The sequence below is a fragment of the Micromonospora sp. LOL_023 genome (assembly GCF_048060115.1).
In the GTDB taxonomy this organism is placed as follows: domain Bacteria; phylum Actinomycetota; class Actinomycetes; order Mycobacteriales; family Micromonosporaceae; genus Micromonospora_E.
On sequence record NZ_JBHMIM010000059.1, the window covers coordinates 25,126 to 39,898 of the forward strand.

Genomic DNA, 14,773 nt, shown 5'->3' on the forward strand with positions numbered 1-14,773 from the left:
GAGTCGCTGGATCGACCGGTTGGGCCGGCTGAGGGCTCTCCGGGCCGACCGGAAGCATCAGGCGGACCTCGGTACCTGCCCCCGGTGCGCTGATGATCTCCGTCCGACCGCCGTGCCGCCGCATCCGCCCGATGATCGACCCGCGCACGCCGTGTCGATGGTCCTCCACCTGATCCGGGTCGAAGCCCGCACCCCGGTCCCGGACGAAGACGCTGAGTTGGTCCGGCTCCACCTCGGCGTACAGCGACACCGTCCGGACCCCGGCGTGGCGCGCCGCGTTGACCAACGCCTCCCGGGCGGCCGCGACCAGCGCGCCGACCCGCTCGTCGGTGCCCCGGTCCCCCACCACCACCGTCTCGACGCTGATCCCGAAGGTGTCCTCCACCTCGGCCGACGCCTGCTCCAACGCCGCCGCGAACCGCTCCGTCGGGGACGCCGTCGGCTTGTACAGCCAGTTCCGCAGCGAACGCTCCTGGCCTCGGGCCAGCCGCTGCACGGTCTTCGCGTCACCGGCGTTGCGCTGGATCAACGCCAAGGTGTGCAGCACCTGATCGTGGATCATGGCGGCGAGTTCGGCCCGCTCCTGCTCCCGGACCCGGCCCTCCCGTTCGGCCCGCAACTGGTTGAACGTGCGCCACAGCACCGGGGCGGTCACCACCCCGACGCCGGCCAGCCCGACCAGCGCGAAGATCACCCCGTTGACGACCGCGGCGGAGTTGCCCTGCGGCGAGTACACCGCCACCACGCCGATCACCCCGACCGCGACGAGCAGTCCCCCGCCGATGAAGCGCAGCAGGAAAGCCCGGCGGTCGTTCTCCTCCACCACCGCACCCAGCCAGGGCACCTGCGGCAGGGTCTCGCTCCAGGCCCGGCGGCGCTCCGGTGCCGACTGGTGCCAGATGATGCCGGCCCCGAGCGCGATGACCGCCACCAGCCAGCCGGCGGTGGCGCTCAGCCCGTTCGATCCGAAGATCAGCACCTGGATCAGCATCACACCGAGGCCGATCGCCACGAAGGGCAGCAACTCGGCCAGGTCGCGACGCTTGGGCGGGCCGGTGGTCGCTGGCGGTACGACGGCCCAGAACGCCGCGTACAGCAGCACGCCGAGCCCGCTGAACCCGAGCAGGACCAGGAACGCCACCCGTACGCCGACCACCGGCAGCCGCAGGTGTTGGGCGAGTCCGGCGGCTACCCCGGCAACCACCCTATGCTCGCGGCTGCGATACAGCCGTGGCGGCTCGATCGCGGTGGTGATCGTTGCCTCCCAGGTCGAATGAGCCGCCGCCGGCCACCCTGGCCGGCGCGGTGGTTCGATCGTCACACGGTGCCCGCCCGCGCACCACGGGGACGTCCCGGATGGTCACCGGCCACGGATCTCAGGGTGCGTTCAGGGTCGGTTCCCGAGGCGGGCCGGGCGACCCGGCGCGCAGGATCACGGTATGACCGACGACGCGACCCAGCCATCCGGGCCGGCGCAGCCCTCCGAACCGGGCGGCGGCCCGGGCAGCGACCCCGCCGACGCCGCATCCACCAGCACGACTCCGGGCACCGGCGCGGCCGGCCCCGGCACAACCGGCACCGCGGGCCCTGCCGCAGACCCTGGCACCGCAGGGCCCGGCACCGCAGCTCCCGCAGGGCCCGGCACCGCGGATCCCACTGGGCCCGGCACCACCAACGCCACCGGAGGAGCCGGCGGCCCTGGCCCGGGTGGGCCCGGGTGGGGCCCGCCGCCGCCGCCGTCCGGTGCCTTCTCTTCCCGGTACGGGCTGGTGCGCCCCCGCAACGGCCGCTACCTTGCCGGAGTCTGCAGCGCCATCGGCCGGGCCACCAACACCGACCCGATCCTCTGGCGTGTCCTGCTCGCCGTCCTCGGCTTCTTCGGCGGCATCGGCATTCTCGTCTACCTGGTGGTGTGGCTCGCCACCCCCAGCGAAGGCGACAGCACCTCGCCGGTCGAAGGGATGCTGGGCCGGGGCCAGTCGAGCATGTCACCGGTGACCGTGCTGCTACTCGGCATCCTCGCCGCGGTGATGTTCGCCTTCATCGTCACCGACAGCTTCCGGGCGGTGCTACTCGGATCGGCGGTGCTGATCGGTGGGGCGTTGCTGCTGAACCGGAACGCGGGCCAACTCGGGCCGGCGCCCGGCACCCCCAGCACCCCACCGGGGTACGGGTACGGACCGACCGTGTACCCGCCGACGACGCCCGCCGGCTGGCCCACATCGGGCCCGGTCGCGGGCGGGTACGGCCCGCCGACACCACCGGCATCCGGCCATCCCACCGGCACGGGCCATCCGGCGGCCGGCTACCCGGCTGCGGGCCATCCGGCGACCGGCTACTCCACCACCGCGACCCAGCCGGTCACGGTGCCCCCGCCGGCCGTGCCGTACCGGGTGCCGGGCCCACCGCCGACCGGGCCGGGTGGTTACCCGGCCGGCTACCGGGCCCCGTTCGCGCCCTACGGCCCGTACGCGAACCGCCCACCGCAGCACGACTCGCCGCCACCGCCCGCCCCGCCGGTGCCGCCACCGCCGCCCCGGGAACGGTCCCGGCTGGGCACCATCACCTTCTCGATGATCTTCGTCGTGCTCGGCCTGGTGGCCGCGATCGACCTGACCGACGCCGCCGCGACCCCGCCGTCGGCCTACTTCGCCGCCGTGCTGGCCACGATCGCCGCCGGGCTGCTGGTCGGGGCCTGGTTCGGCCGGGCCCGGTGGTTGATCGCGCTCGGGCTGGTCGCCGCCGCCGCGGTCGGCGTCTCCAGCCTCGCCGAGGCGGTCGGCCCGACCCAGACCGACGACGTGGTCTGGACACCGGCGAGTTACGAACAGCTGGCGTTCCGGTACGAGAAGAGCTTCGGCAACGCCATCCTGGACCTGCGTGAAGTCGACTTCACCGACCAGCAGTCGGACGTGACGGTGCGAATCTCCCTCGGCGAGCTGAAGGTGTACCTGCCACCGGAGGTCGACGTACGCACCGAAGTCGACCTGAAGACCGGCGAAGCGGTCGTCTTCGGCAAGCAGTGGTCCGGCTTGGGGCAGACCCCCCGGGTGGTGTCTGATCTCGGATCCGACGGCCCCGGCGGCGGCGACCTGACCTTGCGGATCCGAATCAGCACTGGCGAGCTGGAGGTGACCCGGTGAAACGACACCGTATCGATGGCGTGTCCCTCACCTTCGGCTTGATCTTCAGCCTGATCGCGGGGTGGTGGGTGATCGCCCAGTACGTCGACGTTCCACTGCCCAGGGTCGGTTGGGTGGTCGCGGGCGGCCTGATCCTGGTCGGTCTGCTCGGACTGGTCGGCGCGCTGCGCTCCGGCCGCGCCGGCACGCCGGACAGCACCAGCCCGGACAGCACCGCTGCCGCCGGAGACGGCCTGCCGGAGACGGCCGACGACGAGGAGACGTCCGCCGAAACTCCACGCGGTTGACAGCCACTGCGGCGGGTCGGGCTGCCACCTATGCTGGGTTCGCGTCCCGCCATCGCCGCAAGGAGCCCGTCCGCATGTCGAACTCCCCCGTCCCACCCGCATCCGGCCCGCGCGGTCCGGTCGACCTCGGTGACCGCGCCGCTCGGGCGCTGACCGCCGAACTCGCCCGCGACAACGCCGAGAAGCACGCGCTGCTGGTCGGCACCACCCCGGGCTCGACGGTGCTGGGCGCGGCGATAGACGGGCTGCTGCCCGGCGACACATTGACAGTGGTGCCGGCCGAGGGCGAACAGGCGGCCGGGCTACGGTCGGAGGTCGACAGCCACGGCAGCTGGGTCAGCGAACGGGTCCGGGTCGTCGACACGCTGGCCGCCGCCGACCCGACCGACCACCTGATCGTCGCGACGGCCCTGGCCGGCTCCGGCGACGACGCACGCACCACGATCGACGGGTACGCCAAGTATCTGACCGAGGGAGGCGTGCTGTCGGTGGCGACACCGGCGCTGCCCGCCAGCACCTCCGGGGCAGCAGCCGAGCTGGATCGCCAGGCGGCGCTCTTCGGCGTCGGCGGCGACCTGGTGTTGCGCAACGTGCCACCGGTGCGGGTGCACCGGCTGCGGTTCACCGCTGCCGCTACGGCACGGGCGGACAAACTGGGGCCGGCGATGCGGACCAGCAGCGTTGCGCTGACCCGGGGCATGCACATCGACTCCAACGGCGTCGCGGCCGCCGCGATCGCCCTCGGGCTGGCCGCCGCGACTCGGGCCGCCCGGCCCAAGAGCCGACTGTGGCTGCTTCCGGCGCTGGCGGCGGTGCCGGTCGCCGCGTTCTTCCGGGACCCGCAGCGTGACACCCCGGAAGATCCGACGGCGGTGGTGGCGGCCAGCGACGGGCGGGTGCTCTCCGTCGAACGGGTACGCGACGCCCGGCTCGGCGCCACCGAGTTCCTGCGGATCGCGGTCTTTCTGTCGATCCTCGACGTGCACGTCAACCGCGCGCCGGTGGCCGGTCGGGTCACCGACCACTTCGTCGTGGACGGCGGATTCGCGGCGGCGATGAAGCCGGCCGCGGAGCACAACGTCGCCGCGTACACCGTGTTGGACACTACCCACGGCCGGGTGGTGGTCGCGCAGCGTACCGGGATGGTGGCTCGCCGAATCGTGCACCGCGCCCCGGTCGGTGCGCTGCTGGCCAAGGGTGAGCGGTTCGGGCTGATCCGGTTCGGTTCCCGTACCGACGTCTATCTGCCGGCGGAGTCCGCCGACGCGCTGGTCGGCCCGGGTGATCGGGTGGCCGGCGGCGCCTCGGTCATCGCCCGCTGGCGCTGACCGGGCAACCAGACAGCACTGGGCGCGGCCGATGACCGGCCGCGCCCAGTCCGTCGAGACAGTGGGATCGTCAGATCGCCCGGCGCCGGTGCAGCCAGAGCAGCGGCCCGCTGGACAGGTACGCCAGCACGATCAGTCCGAAGGTCAACCGGACGTCGATCAGTGCGCCGACCACCGGCATCGCCCACAGCCACGGCGGCAGTCGGAGCAGCTGGGCCAGCTTGACGTACGGGAAGCTGGAGACCATCGCGAAGGCGAGCAGCGCGACGACGGCGACCTGTACCCCGCCGGGCATCGGCACCTCGATCAGCACCCCGAGGCCGAGCACCGCGGCGGCCAGGGTGGTCGGGACGCCGGTGAAGAACCCGCCATCCTTCGGCGAGACGTTGAATCGGGCGAGCCGGATCGCCGCGCAGGCGGCGACCAGGGCGCACGCGACCGCGGCGCCGGGGGTCGCGACGCTGCCGGCCAGCGAGGCGTAGACGACGACCGGGGCGGCCAGTCCGAACGAACACATGTCGGCCAGCGAGTCCATCTGCGCGCCGAACGGGCTGGCGACGCCGAGGCGTCGGGCGAGCGCGCCGTCGAGGCCGTCGAAGATGACGCAGGCGATCAGGCAGAACGCCGCCATGCGTACGTCGCCCTCCATCGCCAGGATGATCGCGGTGAGGCCGAGGGTCAAGCTGGTCAGGGTGGTCGCGTTGACCAGCACGAAGCTGGCTCGGCGGGCCGCCGTGGGGGTGCCGGGCAGCAGCGGTACGGTGACCGCGTCGACGCCGCAGCCGGCCGCACCGGGCTCGACGGGCGTCGGCCGGACCGGACCGATCGCCGGGCTGATCGGAGCGATGGCGGCGATCTCCGCCGCGGTGAACGGGTCGATGTCGAACCGGCCCGGGGCATCGATCCCCGGCCGGCCCGGCCGGTGCCCGTCCCGGCTACGCCGCCCTACCCGGACCAGCAGCACCTGACGGGCGAAGGTGCCGCTGCGGCGCAGCGGACCCGCCCATCGACGTCCTGCCGGTCGCGGACTGTCGGTCGTACGCCGCCGCCGCCACGGGGCTCTCGCCACGGATCCCTCCATCATCGGTCGGTCGTCCGTCGCGGGAGTGCGACGAACGCCCGATTATGCGGCCTACACCATTGCACAGCCGACGCGGGTTGGCGAGAGATCGGTCTTGGTTATGCCATTTCCTCCCGGGCAAAGCGGGCATAATTCCGGCCCTGCTGCTAGCTACGGCTAGCACCGTCGGCCCCACCTGCGAGGACGTCCACCACGAGGTCGGTCAACGGCAGCGCGCCCACCTCGGCGGGGGTGAACCATCCGACCGCCCCGGTGGAACCGCCGGCCGCCTCGATCACCACCGGCGGCGTCGGATGATCGACCAGGGCCCGGTAGACCACCTGCACGACGTGCCAGTCCACCGGGTGACCCTCCGGGCCGAGTGCGGCCGGGTCGTGATGATGCCGTACGCCGAGCAGCGCATCGACCCGACCGCGCTGGCCGGTCTCCTCGACGAGTTCGCGCAGCAGCCCGTCGGTCGGCCGCTCGCCGAAGTCGGTGCCGCCGCCGGGCAGGTGCCAACGACCGGCACCGGGGTAGCCGGGCGCGATCCGGGTCAGCAGCAGCCGACCCGCTGGGTCGGTGACCACCCCGTACACGCCGAACCGTTGCCCGCGCGGCGGTCCGCCTTCGCCGCGGGTCTCGCCGCCCGGCGGTAGCAGGTGCGGCGGCGCTGGCGGCGCGGTGATCGCGGCGGGCAGCTCCCGGTCGGGCAGCCCCAGCAGCCGCGCACACCACGGCAGCACCGTCGCCACGGACAACTGCGGCTCGTCGAGGAACCGGGCGAGGTCGGTTCCTCCGGCGACCTCCGTCCGGAGCGCCCCGTCGCGGACCACGACCTGATAGACGATCCGGTCGGTGTGCCGCCACCTGCCGGTACGCGGGTCCGGGCCGACGTCGAAGTCGACGGTGACCAGGTCGGCGACCTCGACAGCCAGCCCGGTCTCCTCGGCGAACTCCCGGACCACCGCGTCGGCCGGGTGCTCGCCCTGCTCTACTCCCCCGCCGGGAATCTGCCACCAGCCAGGCACCCCGGTGAGCGCGGACGCGCGGACCATGAGCAGCCGGCCGGCGGGGTCGGGGCAGACCCCGTACGCCGCGATCCGCCGCTCGCGCGCGCGGCCGGTACCAGCGTCGCGGCCGGTACCAGCGTCGCGGCCGGTACCAGCGTCGCGGCCGGTACCAGCGTCGCAGTTGTCCCGGTCGGCGTCGGGCGCGCCGTCAGACAAGCCGGGCGGCGCTGACCGCCTCGGCGGTCACCTCGGTCAGCTCCGACGACGGCATCGCCGTCAGCTCGGAGTTGCCGAACCATCGGGCCTCCGAGGTGGAGCCGCCGACGTCGCCGACGATCGGCGGCGCCGGGCGGTCGACCGCCACTTCGTAGAAGGCACGCACGCCGTGCCAGTCGATCGGGTAGCCCTCGGGGCCGAGCGAGGCGGCGTCCCGGTGGCTGGCCACCCCGAGCAGCCGGATCAGCCGGCCACGCTGGCCGGTCTCCTCGACGAGTTCCCGGATGAGCGCCGCGCCGGGCTGCTCGCCGTAGTCGGTGCCGCCGCCGGGCAGGTGCCAACGGCCGGCACCGGGGTAGCCGGGGGCGATCCGGGTGAGCAGGATCCGCCGGGCCGGGTCGGTGGCGACCGCGTACGCGGCGAAGCGTTGCGCCCGGTGCAGCCCGTCCGGGCCGGGTACGGCGTAGAAGGAGGGAAAGTCGGGGGCGGTGTCCGGCCGCAGGTCGATCGTCTCCGGCGGCAGGCCGAGGGCGCTGGCGGTGAACGGACGCAGCGGCAGCTGCTTCGCCTCGTCCAGGCTGCACCAGCGGGCCAGGTCGGTGGGCTGGTTGATCCGGTGGCAGAGCTGCCCGCCACGGATGGCCACCTGGTAGATCAGCCGGTCGGTGTGCAGGGTGATGCCGCGCCGGGGCAGTGAGCGCATGTCGGCGAGGACGTCACGGAGCCCGGTGACCGCGACCGAGATGCCGGTCTCGGCGGCGGTTTCCCGCACGACGGTGTGGTTGGGGTCCTCCCCGTGGTCGACCGCCCCGCCGGGCAGTGACCACACCCCTGGCGTACCGGAGCGCGGAGAGGCTCGGACCAGGAGAACCCGGTCTTCCGTATCGGTACAGACAGCGTATGCCGCGATCCTGCGAAGCGGCTCTAGGGCAGGGGTCACGAGTCCGAATTCTGCCCGTCGGTGGACCCTCGCCGGGAAAAACTGTCGGATTGGCGACAGTATTCTAGGTAACTACTTGACTACCTAGAGCCGCAATACGGGACGGATCAGGGTATTGATCCGGGCAGTCACCGAGGTCGCCAGGGTCCGCCGCGCGGATCGTTGAAGCATGACGACACCCGCCAGCTCCACAGCTCACGCCCCGTACAAGCAGCTCCGGCGCCCCACCACCGACCGCATGATCGCCGGAGTGGCCAGCGGCATCGGCCGCTACTTCGAGACCGACCCGACCCTGATCCGGGTGATCTTCGCGGTGGTCACCGTGCTCACCGGCGGCCTGGCCGCGCTGACCTACCCGGTGATCTGGTTCCTGATGCCGGAAGAGCCGCCGACCGCGCCCGCCTGGCCCGGCACCGCACCGCCGCACACCGGGGCACCCGGCACCGCTCCGGCCGGCACCGCACCGACGATGGCGGTGGAAGGCGACCGAGGCCCGATCTGACCGGGCACTCCGGTGCCCGCCTGACCGGTCAGGTCACTCCCACTCGATGGTGCCCGGCGGCTTGCTGGTCACGTCCAGCACCACCCGGTTCACCTCGGCCACCTCGTTGGTGATCCGGGTGGAGATCCGACCGATCACGTCGTACGGCAGCCGGGACCAGTCGGCGGTCATCGCGTCCTCGCTGGACACCGGGCGCAGCACCACCGGGTGCCCGTAGGTACGCCCGTCACCCTGCACCCCGACGCTGCGTACGTCGGCGAGCAGCACCACCGGGAACTGCCAGACGTCACGGTCCAGCCCGGCGGCGGTCAACTCCTCGCGGGCGATCAGGTCGGCGGCGCGCAGCAGGTCGAGCCGCTGCCGGTCGACCGCGCCGATGATCCGGATCGCCAGACCCGGGCCGGGGAACGGATGCCGCCAGACCATCGCCTCCGGCAGGCCGAGCTGCAGGCCGAGCGCCCGCACCTCGTCCTTGAACAGCGTGCGTAGCGGCTCGACCAGTGCAAACTGCAGGTCGTCCGGGAGGCCGCCGACGTTGTGGTGCGACTTGATGTTGGCGGTGCCGGTGCCGCCACCGGACTCCACCACGTCCGGGTAGAGGGTGCCCTGCACCAGGAACTCCACGTCCCCGGCGGCGGCCACCTCGCGGGCCGCCGCCTCGAAGACCCGAATGAACTCCCGACCGATGATCTTGCGCTTCTGCTCCGGGTCGGTCACCCCGGCCAGCGCGCCGAGGAACCGGTCGGCGGCGTCGACCACCTTCAGCTTGATCCCGGTCGCGGCGACGTAGTCCGACTCGACCTGCTCGGCCTCACCGGCACGCAGCAGGCCGTGGTCGACGAAGACGCAGGTCAGCTGGTCGCCGACGGCCCGGTGCACCAGCGCGGCGGCGACCGCCGAGTCCACGCCGCCGGACAGCCCGCAGATGACCTCCTTGTCGCCGACCTGCGCCCGAATCCGGGCCACCTGCTCGTCGATGATGTTCTGCGGGGTCCAGGTCGGCTCGATACCGGCGATGTCGTACAGGAACCGGGTCAGCATCAGCTGGCCGTGCGCGGTGTGCGCCACCTCCGGGTGGAACTGCACCCCGGCCCGCCGGCCGGCGACGTCCTCGAACGCGGCGACCGGCGCCCCGGCCGAACCGGCGGTCACCACGAACCCCTCCGGAGCGGCGGTCACGCAGTCACCGTGGCTCATCCAGACCGGGATCTCGGTCGGCAGCTCCCGCAGCAGCACCCCGGCGTCGGGGCGAGCGGCCAGCGGAGTGCCACCGTACTCACGGTTGCCGGTGTGCGCGACCGTGCCGCCGAGCGCCTGCGCCATCGCCTGGAAGCCGTAGCAGATGCCGAAGACCGGCACTGCGCCGTCGAACAGCTTCGGGTCCAGTCGCGGGGCGCCGTCGGCGTAGACGCTGGCCGGGCCGCCGGAGAGAATGATCGCGGCCGGCTCCTTGGCCAGCATCTCGGCCACCGGCATGTCGTGCGGGACGATCTCCGAATAGACCTTGGCCTCCCGCACCCGGCGGGCGATCAGCTGGGCGTACTGGGCTCCGAAGTCGACCACCAGGACCGGGCGCGGCGTGCTCATGCCCCGGAGCCTACCGACCGTCGTCGGAGCGGCCCGACGATGGTGCAGGTCGACAATCCGGCTCACCCTTGACCGGCCAGTACGACATCGCCCGCTCAGCCAGCGCGACGATGGTCAGCGACGGATTCACCCCCAGGTTCGCCGGCACCGCCGCACCGTCGACCACGTGCAGACCCGGACAACCAAAAACCCGGTGGTACGGATCGACGACGCCGTCGGCAGCGGTCGCCCCGATCACCGCTCCGCCCAGGATGTGCGCGGTCATCGGCACGTCGAACGGTTCGGTGACCGCACCGCCGGGCAGACCGCCGATCTCGTCGGCGAGCATTCGCACCGCCTGGTGACCGGCCGGGATCCAGCTCGGGTTCGGCCGACCATGCCCATGCCGGGCGACCAGCCGGCCCCGACGGTGGTACGTGGTCAGCGAATTGTCCACCGACTGCATCACCAGCGCCACGATGGTGCGCCGGGACCAGTCCCGTACCGACAGCAGGCGCAGCGTGTCCCCGGGCCGGCCGGCCAGCGCGGCCAGCCAGCGCCGAACCCGACGCGGCCCACCGGCCACCAGCGCCGACTGCAGCAGCCCCATCAGGTTGGAGCCGTGGCCGTAGCGGACCGGCTCGACGTGGGTGCCCGGCTCCGGGTGGAACGAGCTGGTGATCGCGACGCCGTCGGTGAAGTCGAGCCGCTGGCGGCGGGCGTCCACCCGGGGTACCGCCGCGCCGAGGATCGCCTCCGAGTTGGTCCGGGTCAAGGTGCCGATCCGGGCCGAGAGCGCCGGTAGCGCGCCGGTGGCGCGGGCGGCGTGCAGCAACCGTTGGGTGCCGAGCGCCCCGGCGGCGAGTACCACCTGGTCGGCGGTGATCGTCTCCCGGCCGCCGACCCAGGCACCGGTACGGCGTACCTCGATCAGGTAGCCGGCGCCGTCCGGACCCGGCCGCAGCCCGACGACCGTGGTCAGCGCCCGGACCCGAGCCCCGGCCTGTTCGGCGAACCACAGGTAGTTCTTCGGCAGCGAATTCTTGGCACCGACCCGGCAGCCGGTCATGCAGGCCCCGCAGTGCGTGCAACCGACCCGGTCCGGTCCGGCCCCGCCGAAGTACGGGTCGGCGACCCGCTGACCGGGCGGGCCCAGGTAGACGGCGACCGGGGTGGGCCGGAACGTTTCGCCGACACCCATCCGGTCGGCGACCGCCCGCATCGCCTGGTCCGCCGCAGTGGTACGCGGATAGTCGACGACGCCGAGCATCTGCTTGGCGCGGGCGAAGTGCGGGGCGAGCTCGGCCCGCCAGTCGGTGATGCCGGACCACTGCGGATCGGCGTAGAAGTCGGCCGGCGGCTCGTACGGTGTGTTCGCGTAGACCAGCGACCCGCCGCCGACGCCGGCCCGGAGAGCACCAGCACCCCGGCCCGGTTGTCGGTGCCCGCGCCGCCTCGGCCAGACAGCGGGCCTTGACCTGCCGTCACGCCTTGGCCGGCCGGCACGCTCCTGCCGGCGGAGCGCAGCAGGGTGATCCGTTGGATGCCGTAACAGCCGAGTGCCGGCGCCCACAGGAATCGTCGCACCCGCCACGAGGTACGCGGCAACTCGACGAGTAGTTCCGAAGTCAGGGGTCGATGTCCGGGCATGAGGAGAGGGCGTCCAAGATCAAGTTGCGACGCAAGACCTGGACACCCTCTTGACCGCACTGTACGTGAAGATCGACGACCGCATCCGCACGCCCCGGTGGCGCGGCAGACCACCACTGCTGACCGACTCCGAACTGGTCTGCCTGGCCGTGGCACAGGTCCTGCTCGGCGCCCGTTCCGAAGCCCACTGGATCCGCTACGCCCGTGTCCACCTGGCCGGCATGTTCCCCTACCTGCCACAACAGCCCGGCTACAACAAACGGCTCCGCGCCGTCCTCCCGCTGATCAAGAAGACAATCCGGAACTTGGCCCACGACAGCGACTTCTGGTTCGACGACCACTGGATCGTCGACTCCACCGCGGTGCCGTGCGGCATGTCCCGCCCCACCGTCCAACGTTCGGACCTGGCCGGCTGGGCCGGATACGGCTACTGCGCCTCCCACTCCCGGTTCTTCTGGGGACTGCGCCTGTACCTGGTCTGCACCCCGACCGGTATGCCGATCCTGTGGGCCCTGGCGAACCCGAAGATCGGCGAGCGGGAGGTCCTCGCCGCGATGCTGTAGGTCGAGGCCGGTGTCGTCGCCGAACACGACGGCATCCTGCTCTTGTGGGCACCACGGCGGATCAGTTGGTCGGTGAGGAACGCGAGCCACCGCTCCACCTGGTTGATCCACGACGAACCGGTCGGGGTGAAATGCAGGTGGACACGGGGATGCCTGGCCAGCCATGCCTTGATCGCCGGGGTCTTGTGGGTGCCGTAGTTGTCGCAGACCACATGGATGTCCAGACCTTCGGGCACGGTCTTGTCGATGGTGGCCAGAAACTTCTTGAACTCGGTGGCCCGGTGGTGGCGGTGTAGTTCGCTGATGACGGTCCCGTCCGCGATGTTGAACGCCGCGAACAGGGTGGTGATGCCGCTACGCAGGTAGTCGTGGCTGCGCCGCTCGGGTATGCCCGGCATCATCGGCAGCACCGGTCGGGAACGATCCAGAGCCTGGATCTGGGACTTCTCATCGGCGCACAGCACCACCGCCCGTTCGGGCGGGTTGTGGTAGAGCCCGACCACGTCGATGACCTTCTCCACGAACAGCGGATCGGTGGACAGCTTGAACGTGTCCGCGCGGTGTGGCTTGAGGCCGAAGTCCTTCCAGATCCGCCCGATCGTCGAACGCGACAGCCCGGACTTCAACGCCATCGACCGGCGTGACCAGTGCGTGGCGTTGTCCGGCTTGGACTCCAACGTCGCCACGATCACCTCCTCGACCTGGTCCAGCGCTACCGATGAGGGCCGGCCCGGGCGGTCTTCGTCGGCCAGCCCGTCAAGGCCGTGACGGACGAACCGGGCACGCCATTTGCCGACCGTCGGTGCCGAACATCCCAGGTCGACGGCCACCTGTTTGTTACTGGCGCCCGGTTCGGCGCAGGCAAGGATGATCCGCGCCCGTAACGCCAGGGCCTGCGAAGACTTCGCCCGCCGCGTCCAACGCAGCAACTGGGCACGGTCAGCATCGCTCAACGTCAGCTCGGCCTTGGGGCGTCCCGTTCGTGGCATGTACCAGGTACAGACTCATTTAGCGGATTTAAGGCGCAGGACACTAGCTAGATGTAGACGGTGTTGGGCTCCAACCCGCACAGGATGCGGCCGTACAACTCGTAGTTGGTGTCCGGGTGTAGTATCGCGTGGAGGCTGAGCGCCTCCATGTCTCGGGCTATCCGCTGGATCGGCACGTGCTGGTAGATCGACGACGCTCCACTGGCGGTCCGGTAGATGTCAATCGCCTCCTTGGCCAGTTGAACCGCGCGACCGAGGTCGGCGCGGACCTGCGCCCGTTCGACAATGGACCATGCCTCGCCGGAGACTCCCTTGCCGTCCAGCAGGTCCGCGGCGCGGTAGGCGTGGAAACCGGCCTCGTCGATCTTTAGGGCCGCCTCGGCGACCTGCAGGTGGGTGAGCGGGGCGGCACGCTGGCTGTCGTAGCTCGTATACGTGATCTTCCGCCCCGGCAGGCGCTCGAGGAACGCGTCCCGAGCGGCCTTGGCGAGCCCGAGCGCGGTGCCCGCCGTCGTTGTCGCAGCGGTCAGGAGCATAGGCACCCGGAAGATCGGAACGTCGGCGTTGAGCTGCGATGCGCACTGTTCCTGCAGTACCGGGGCCAGCGGCAGGATCCGGTGTTGCGGGACGTACAGGTCCTGTGCGGCGGTGGTGACGCTGGCTGTGCCGCGAAGGCCGACGGTGTGCCAGTCGTCCACGATCTGCAGGTCCCTGGTCGGCACCAGCGTCATCACCGGCCACATCTCACCGTTTGGTCCGGGTGCGACCACTACGAGTGAGTTCCAGTCGCTCTGCGAGGCACCGGTGTTGAACGCCCACCGTCCACTCACGAGCAGCCCGCCGGCCACCGGAGTTCCAGCGCCACCCGGGCTGAGTAGTCCGCAGACCCGTGCGTCAGGAGTCGAGAACACCTCGTCCTGGGCCTCGTCCGGGAACAGCCCCACCAGCCAGGAGCAGATTGTCCATACCGCAGTCGTCCAGGCGGCCGAACCGTCACCGCGGCCGACTTCGGCAATGGTATCGACGACGGTGCGCATGTTGGCCTGGTAGCCGCCGTATCGGTGTGCGACCCGGAGTCTCAACAGCCCGGCACCGACGATCGCGTCGATCGTGTCTTCGTGGAGCCGTCGGTTGTCGTCCGCCCAGGCTGCGTTTTTTGCAATGGTCGGCACAAGCTCAACCGTGCGCCGGACAATTTCTTCCTGGGACGGTGCCGTGGTCACTGTCATCGATCCTCCTAGTGCGGTCAGCCTCGAACGACCTTGGCATTCGGTTACCCGCCACCGCATCTCGCCGATTGCGCAGCCGGTCGGTGCTCGGGACTGCGGCAGGGCCGTCCGAGCGGTTCGGGAGGCGAGTATCAGAAGATGCGGTGGCCGTGGGCGTCCGGGACGCCGGATTTGCGGAAGAAGTACGTGTTGATCTGGTCGCGCCACTCCCGTGCTGAGCGGACCTGCTCGTCGAGGCGCTCGGCGACCCGGGCGTACAGGGCGGGGTCGAGGCCGACGTCGGCGAG

General features: G+C 71.5%; 10 protein-coding genes and 4 pseudogenes. 5 read left to right on the forward strand and 9 right to left on the reverse strand.

The window, feature by feature from the left end; translation table 11 throughout:
• Window positions 1–46: 46 nt before the first annotated feature.
• Window positions 47–1,243 (reverse strand): annotated as a pseudogene (locus ACFHVL_RS25685) (PspC domain-containing protein); the annotation flags it as partial.
• A 196-nt stretch (window positions 1,244–1,439) separates the two neighbouring features.
• Here ACFHVL_RS25685 and ACFHVL_RS25690 point away from each other — a divergent pair.
• The 3 genes from ACFHVL_RS25690 (at window position 1,440) to ACFHVL_RS25700 (ending at window position 4,758) form a co-directional block, all read left to right on the forward strand.
• Entirely contained in the window at window positions 1,440–3,143 is a 1,704-nt protein-coding gene (locus ACFHVL_RS25690; RefSeq protein ID WP_416631007.1) for a PspC domain-containing protein, read from the forward strand.
• The gene (locus ACFHVL_RS25695) at window positions 3,140–3,430 is read left to right on the forward strand and encodes a hypothetical protein (RefSeq protein WP_416631008.1); all 291 of its coding nucleotides are present in this window, start codon (window positions 3,140–3,142) and stop codon (window positions 3,428–3,430) included. The genes ACFHVL_RS25690 and ACFHVL_RS25695 overlap by 4 nt, the downstream gene beginning before the upstream one ends.
• Window positions 3,431–3,504: 74 nt before the next feature.
• Complete coding sequence (locus ACFHVL_RS25700; RefSeq protein ID WP_416631009.1) at window positions 3,505–4,758, forward strand: phosphatidylserine decarboxylase; 1,254 nt, start codon at window positions 3,505–3,507, stop codon at window positions 4,756–4,758.
• 70 nt (window positions 4,759–4,828) lie between these two features.
• On the opposite strand, the gene ACFHVL_RS25705 is transcribed toward ACFHVL_RS25700, so the two are convergent.
• The 3 genes from ACFHVL_RS25705 to ACFHVL_RS25715 form a co-directional block, all read right to left on the reverse strand.
• Window positions 4,829–5,752, reverse strand: a complete 924-nt coding sequence (locus ACFHVL_RS25705) for a CDP-alcohol phosphatidyltransferase family protein (protein ID WP_416631015.1) — start codon at window positions 5,750–5,752, stop codon at window positions 4,829–4,831.
• Window positions 5,753–5,985: 233 nt separating this feature from the next.
• Window positions 5,986–6,921, reverse strand: a complete 936-nt coding sequence (locus ACFHVL_RS25710) for an NUDIX domain-containing protein (protein WP_416631016.1) — start codon at window positions 6,919–6,921, stop codon at window positions 5,986–5,988.
• Between the two features lie 118 nt (window positions 6,922–7,039).
• Window positions 7,040–7,987 carry an NUDIX hydrolase gene (locus ACFHVL_RS25715; protein ID WP_416631010.1) on the reverse strand — a complete coding sequence of 316 codons (948 nt, stop codon included), beginning with the start codon at window positions 7,985–7,987 and terminating at the stop codon, window positions 7,040–7,042.
• A gap of 169 nt (window positions 7,988–8,156) precedes the next feature.
• On the opposite strand from ACFHVL_RS25715, the gene ACFHVL_RS25720 reads away from it, so the two are divergent.
• The gene (locus tag ACFHVL_RS25720) at window positions 8,157–8,489 is read left to right on the forward strand and encodes a PspC domain-containing protein (RefSeq protein WP_416631011.1); all 333 of its coding nucleotides are present in this window, start codon (window positions 8,157–8,159) and stop codon (window positions 8,487–8,489) included.
• Window positions 8,490–8,522: 33 nt separating this feature from the next.
• Here the strand turns inward: ACFHVL_RS25720 and guaA are convergent, their stop codons facing one another.
• Complete coding sequence (gene guaA, locus ACFHVL_RS25725) at window positions 8,523–10,076, reverse strand: glutamine-hydrolyzing GMP synthase (RefSeq protein ID WP_416631012.1); 1,554 nt, start codon at window positions 10,074–10,076, stop codon at window positions 8,523–8,525.
• A gap of 10 nt (window positions 10,077–10,086) precedes the next feature.
• Window positions 10,087–11,666 (reverse strand): annotated as a pseudogene (locus ACFHVL_RS25730) (GMC family oxidoreductase); the annotation flags it as partial.
• A 77-nt stretch (window positions 11,667–11,743) separates the two neighbouring features.
• Here ACFHVL_RS25730 and ACFHVL_RS25735 point away from each other — a divergent pair.
• Window positions 11,744–12,265, forward strand: a pseudogene (locus tag ACFHVL_RS25735) (IS982 family transposase); the annotation flags it as partial.
• Between the two features lie 41 nt (window positions 12,266–12,306).
• On the opposite strand, the pseudogene ACFHVL_RS25740 reads toward ACFHVL_RS25735, so the two are convergent.
• From ACFHVL_RS25740 to ACFHVL_RS25750, 3 genes and pseudogenes are all read right to left on the reverse strand, one after another.
• Window positions 12,307–13,257 (reverse strand): annotated as a pseudogene (locus ACFHVL_RS25740) (IS630 family transposase); the annotation flags it as partial.
• 47 nt (window positions 13,258–13,304) lie between these two features.
• On the reverse strand, window positions 13,305–14,486 hold the full coding sequence (locus ACFHVL_RS25745; RefSeq protein WP_416631013.1) for an acyl-CoA dehydrogenase family protein: 1,182 nt from the start codon (window positions 14,484–14,486) through the stop codon (window positions 13,305–13,307).
• A gap of 131 nt (window positions 14,487–14,617) precedes the next feature.
• Window positions 14,618–14,746, reverse strand: a complete 129-nt coding sequence (locus ACFHVL_RS25750; RefSeq protein WP_416631017.1) for a hypothetical protein — start codon at window positions 14,744–14,746, stop codon at window positions 14,618–14,620.
• Between the last annotated feature and the right edge of the window lie 27 nt (window positions 14,747–14,773).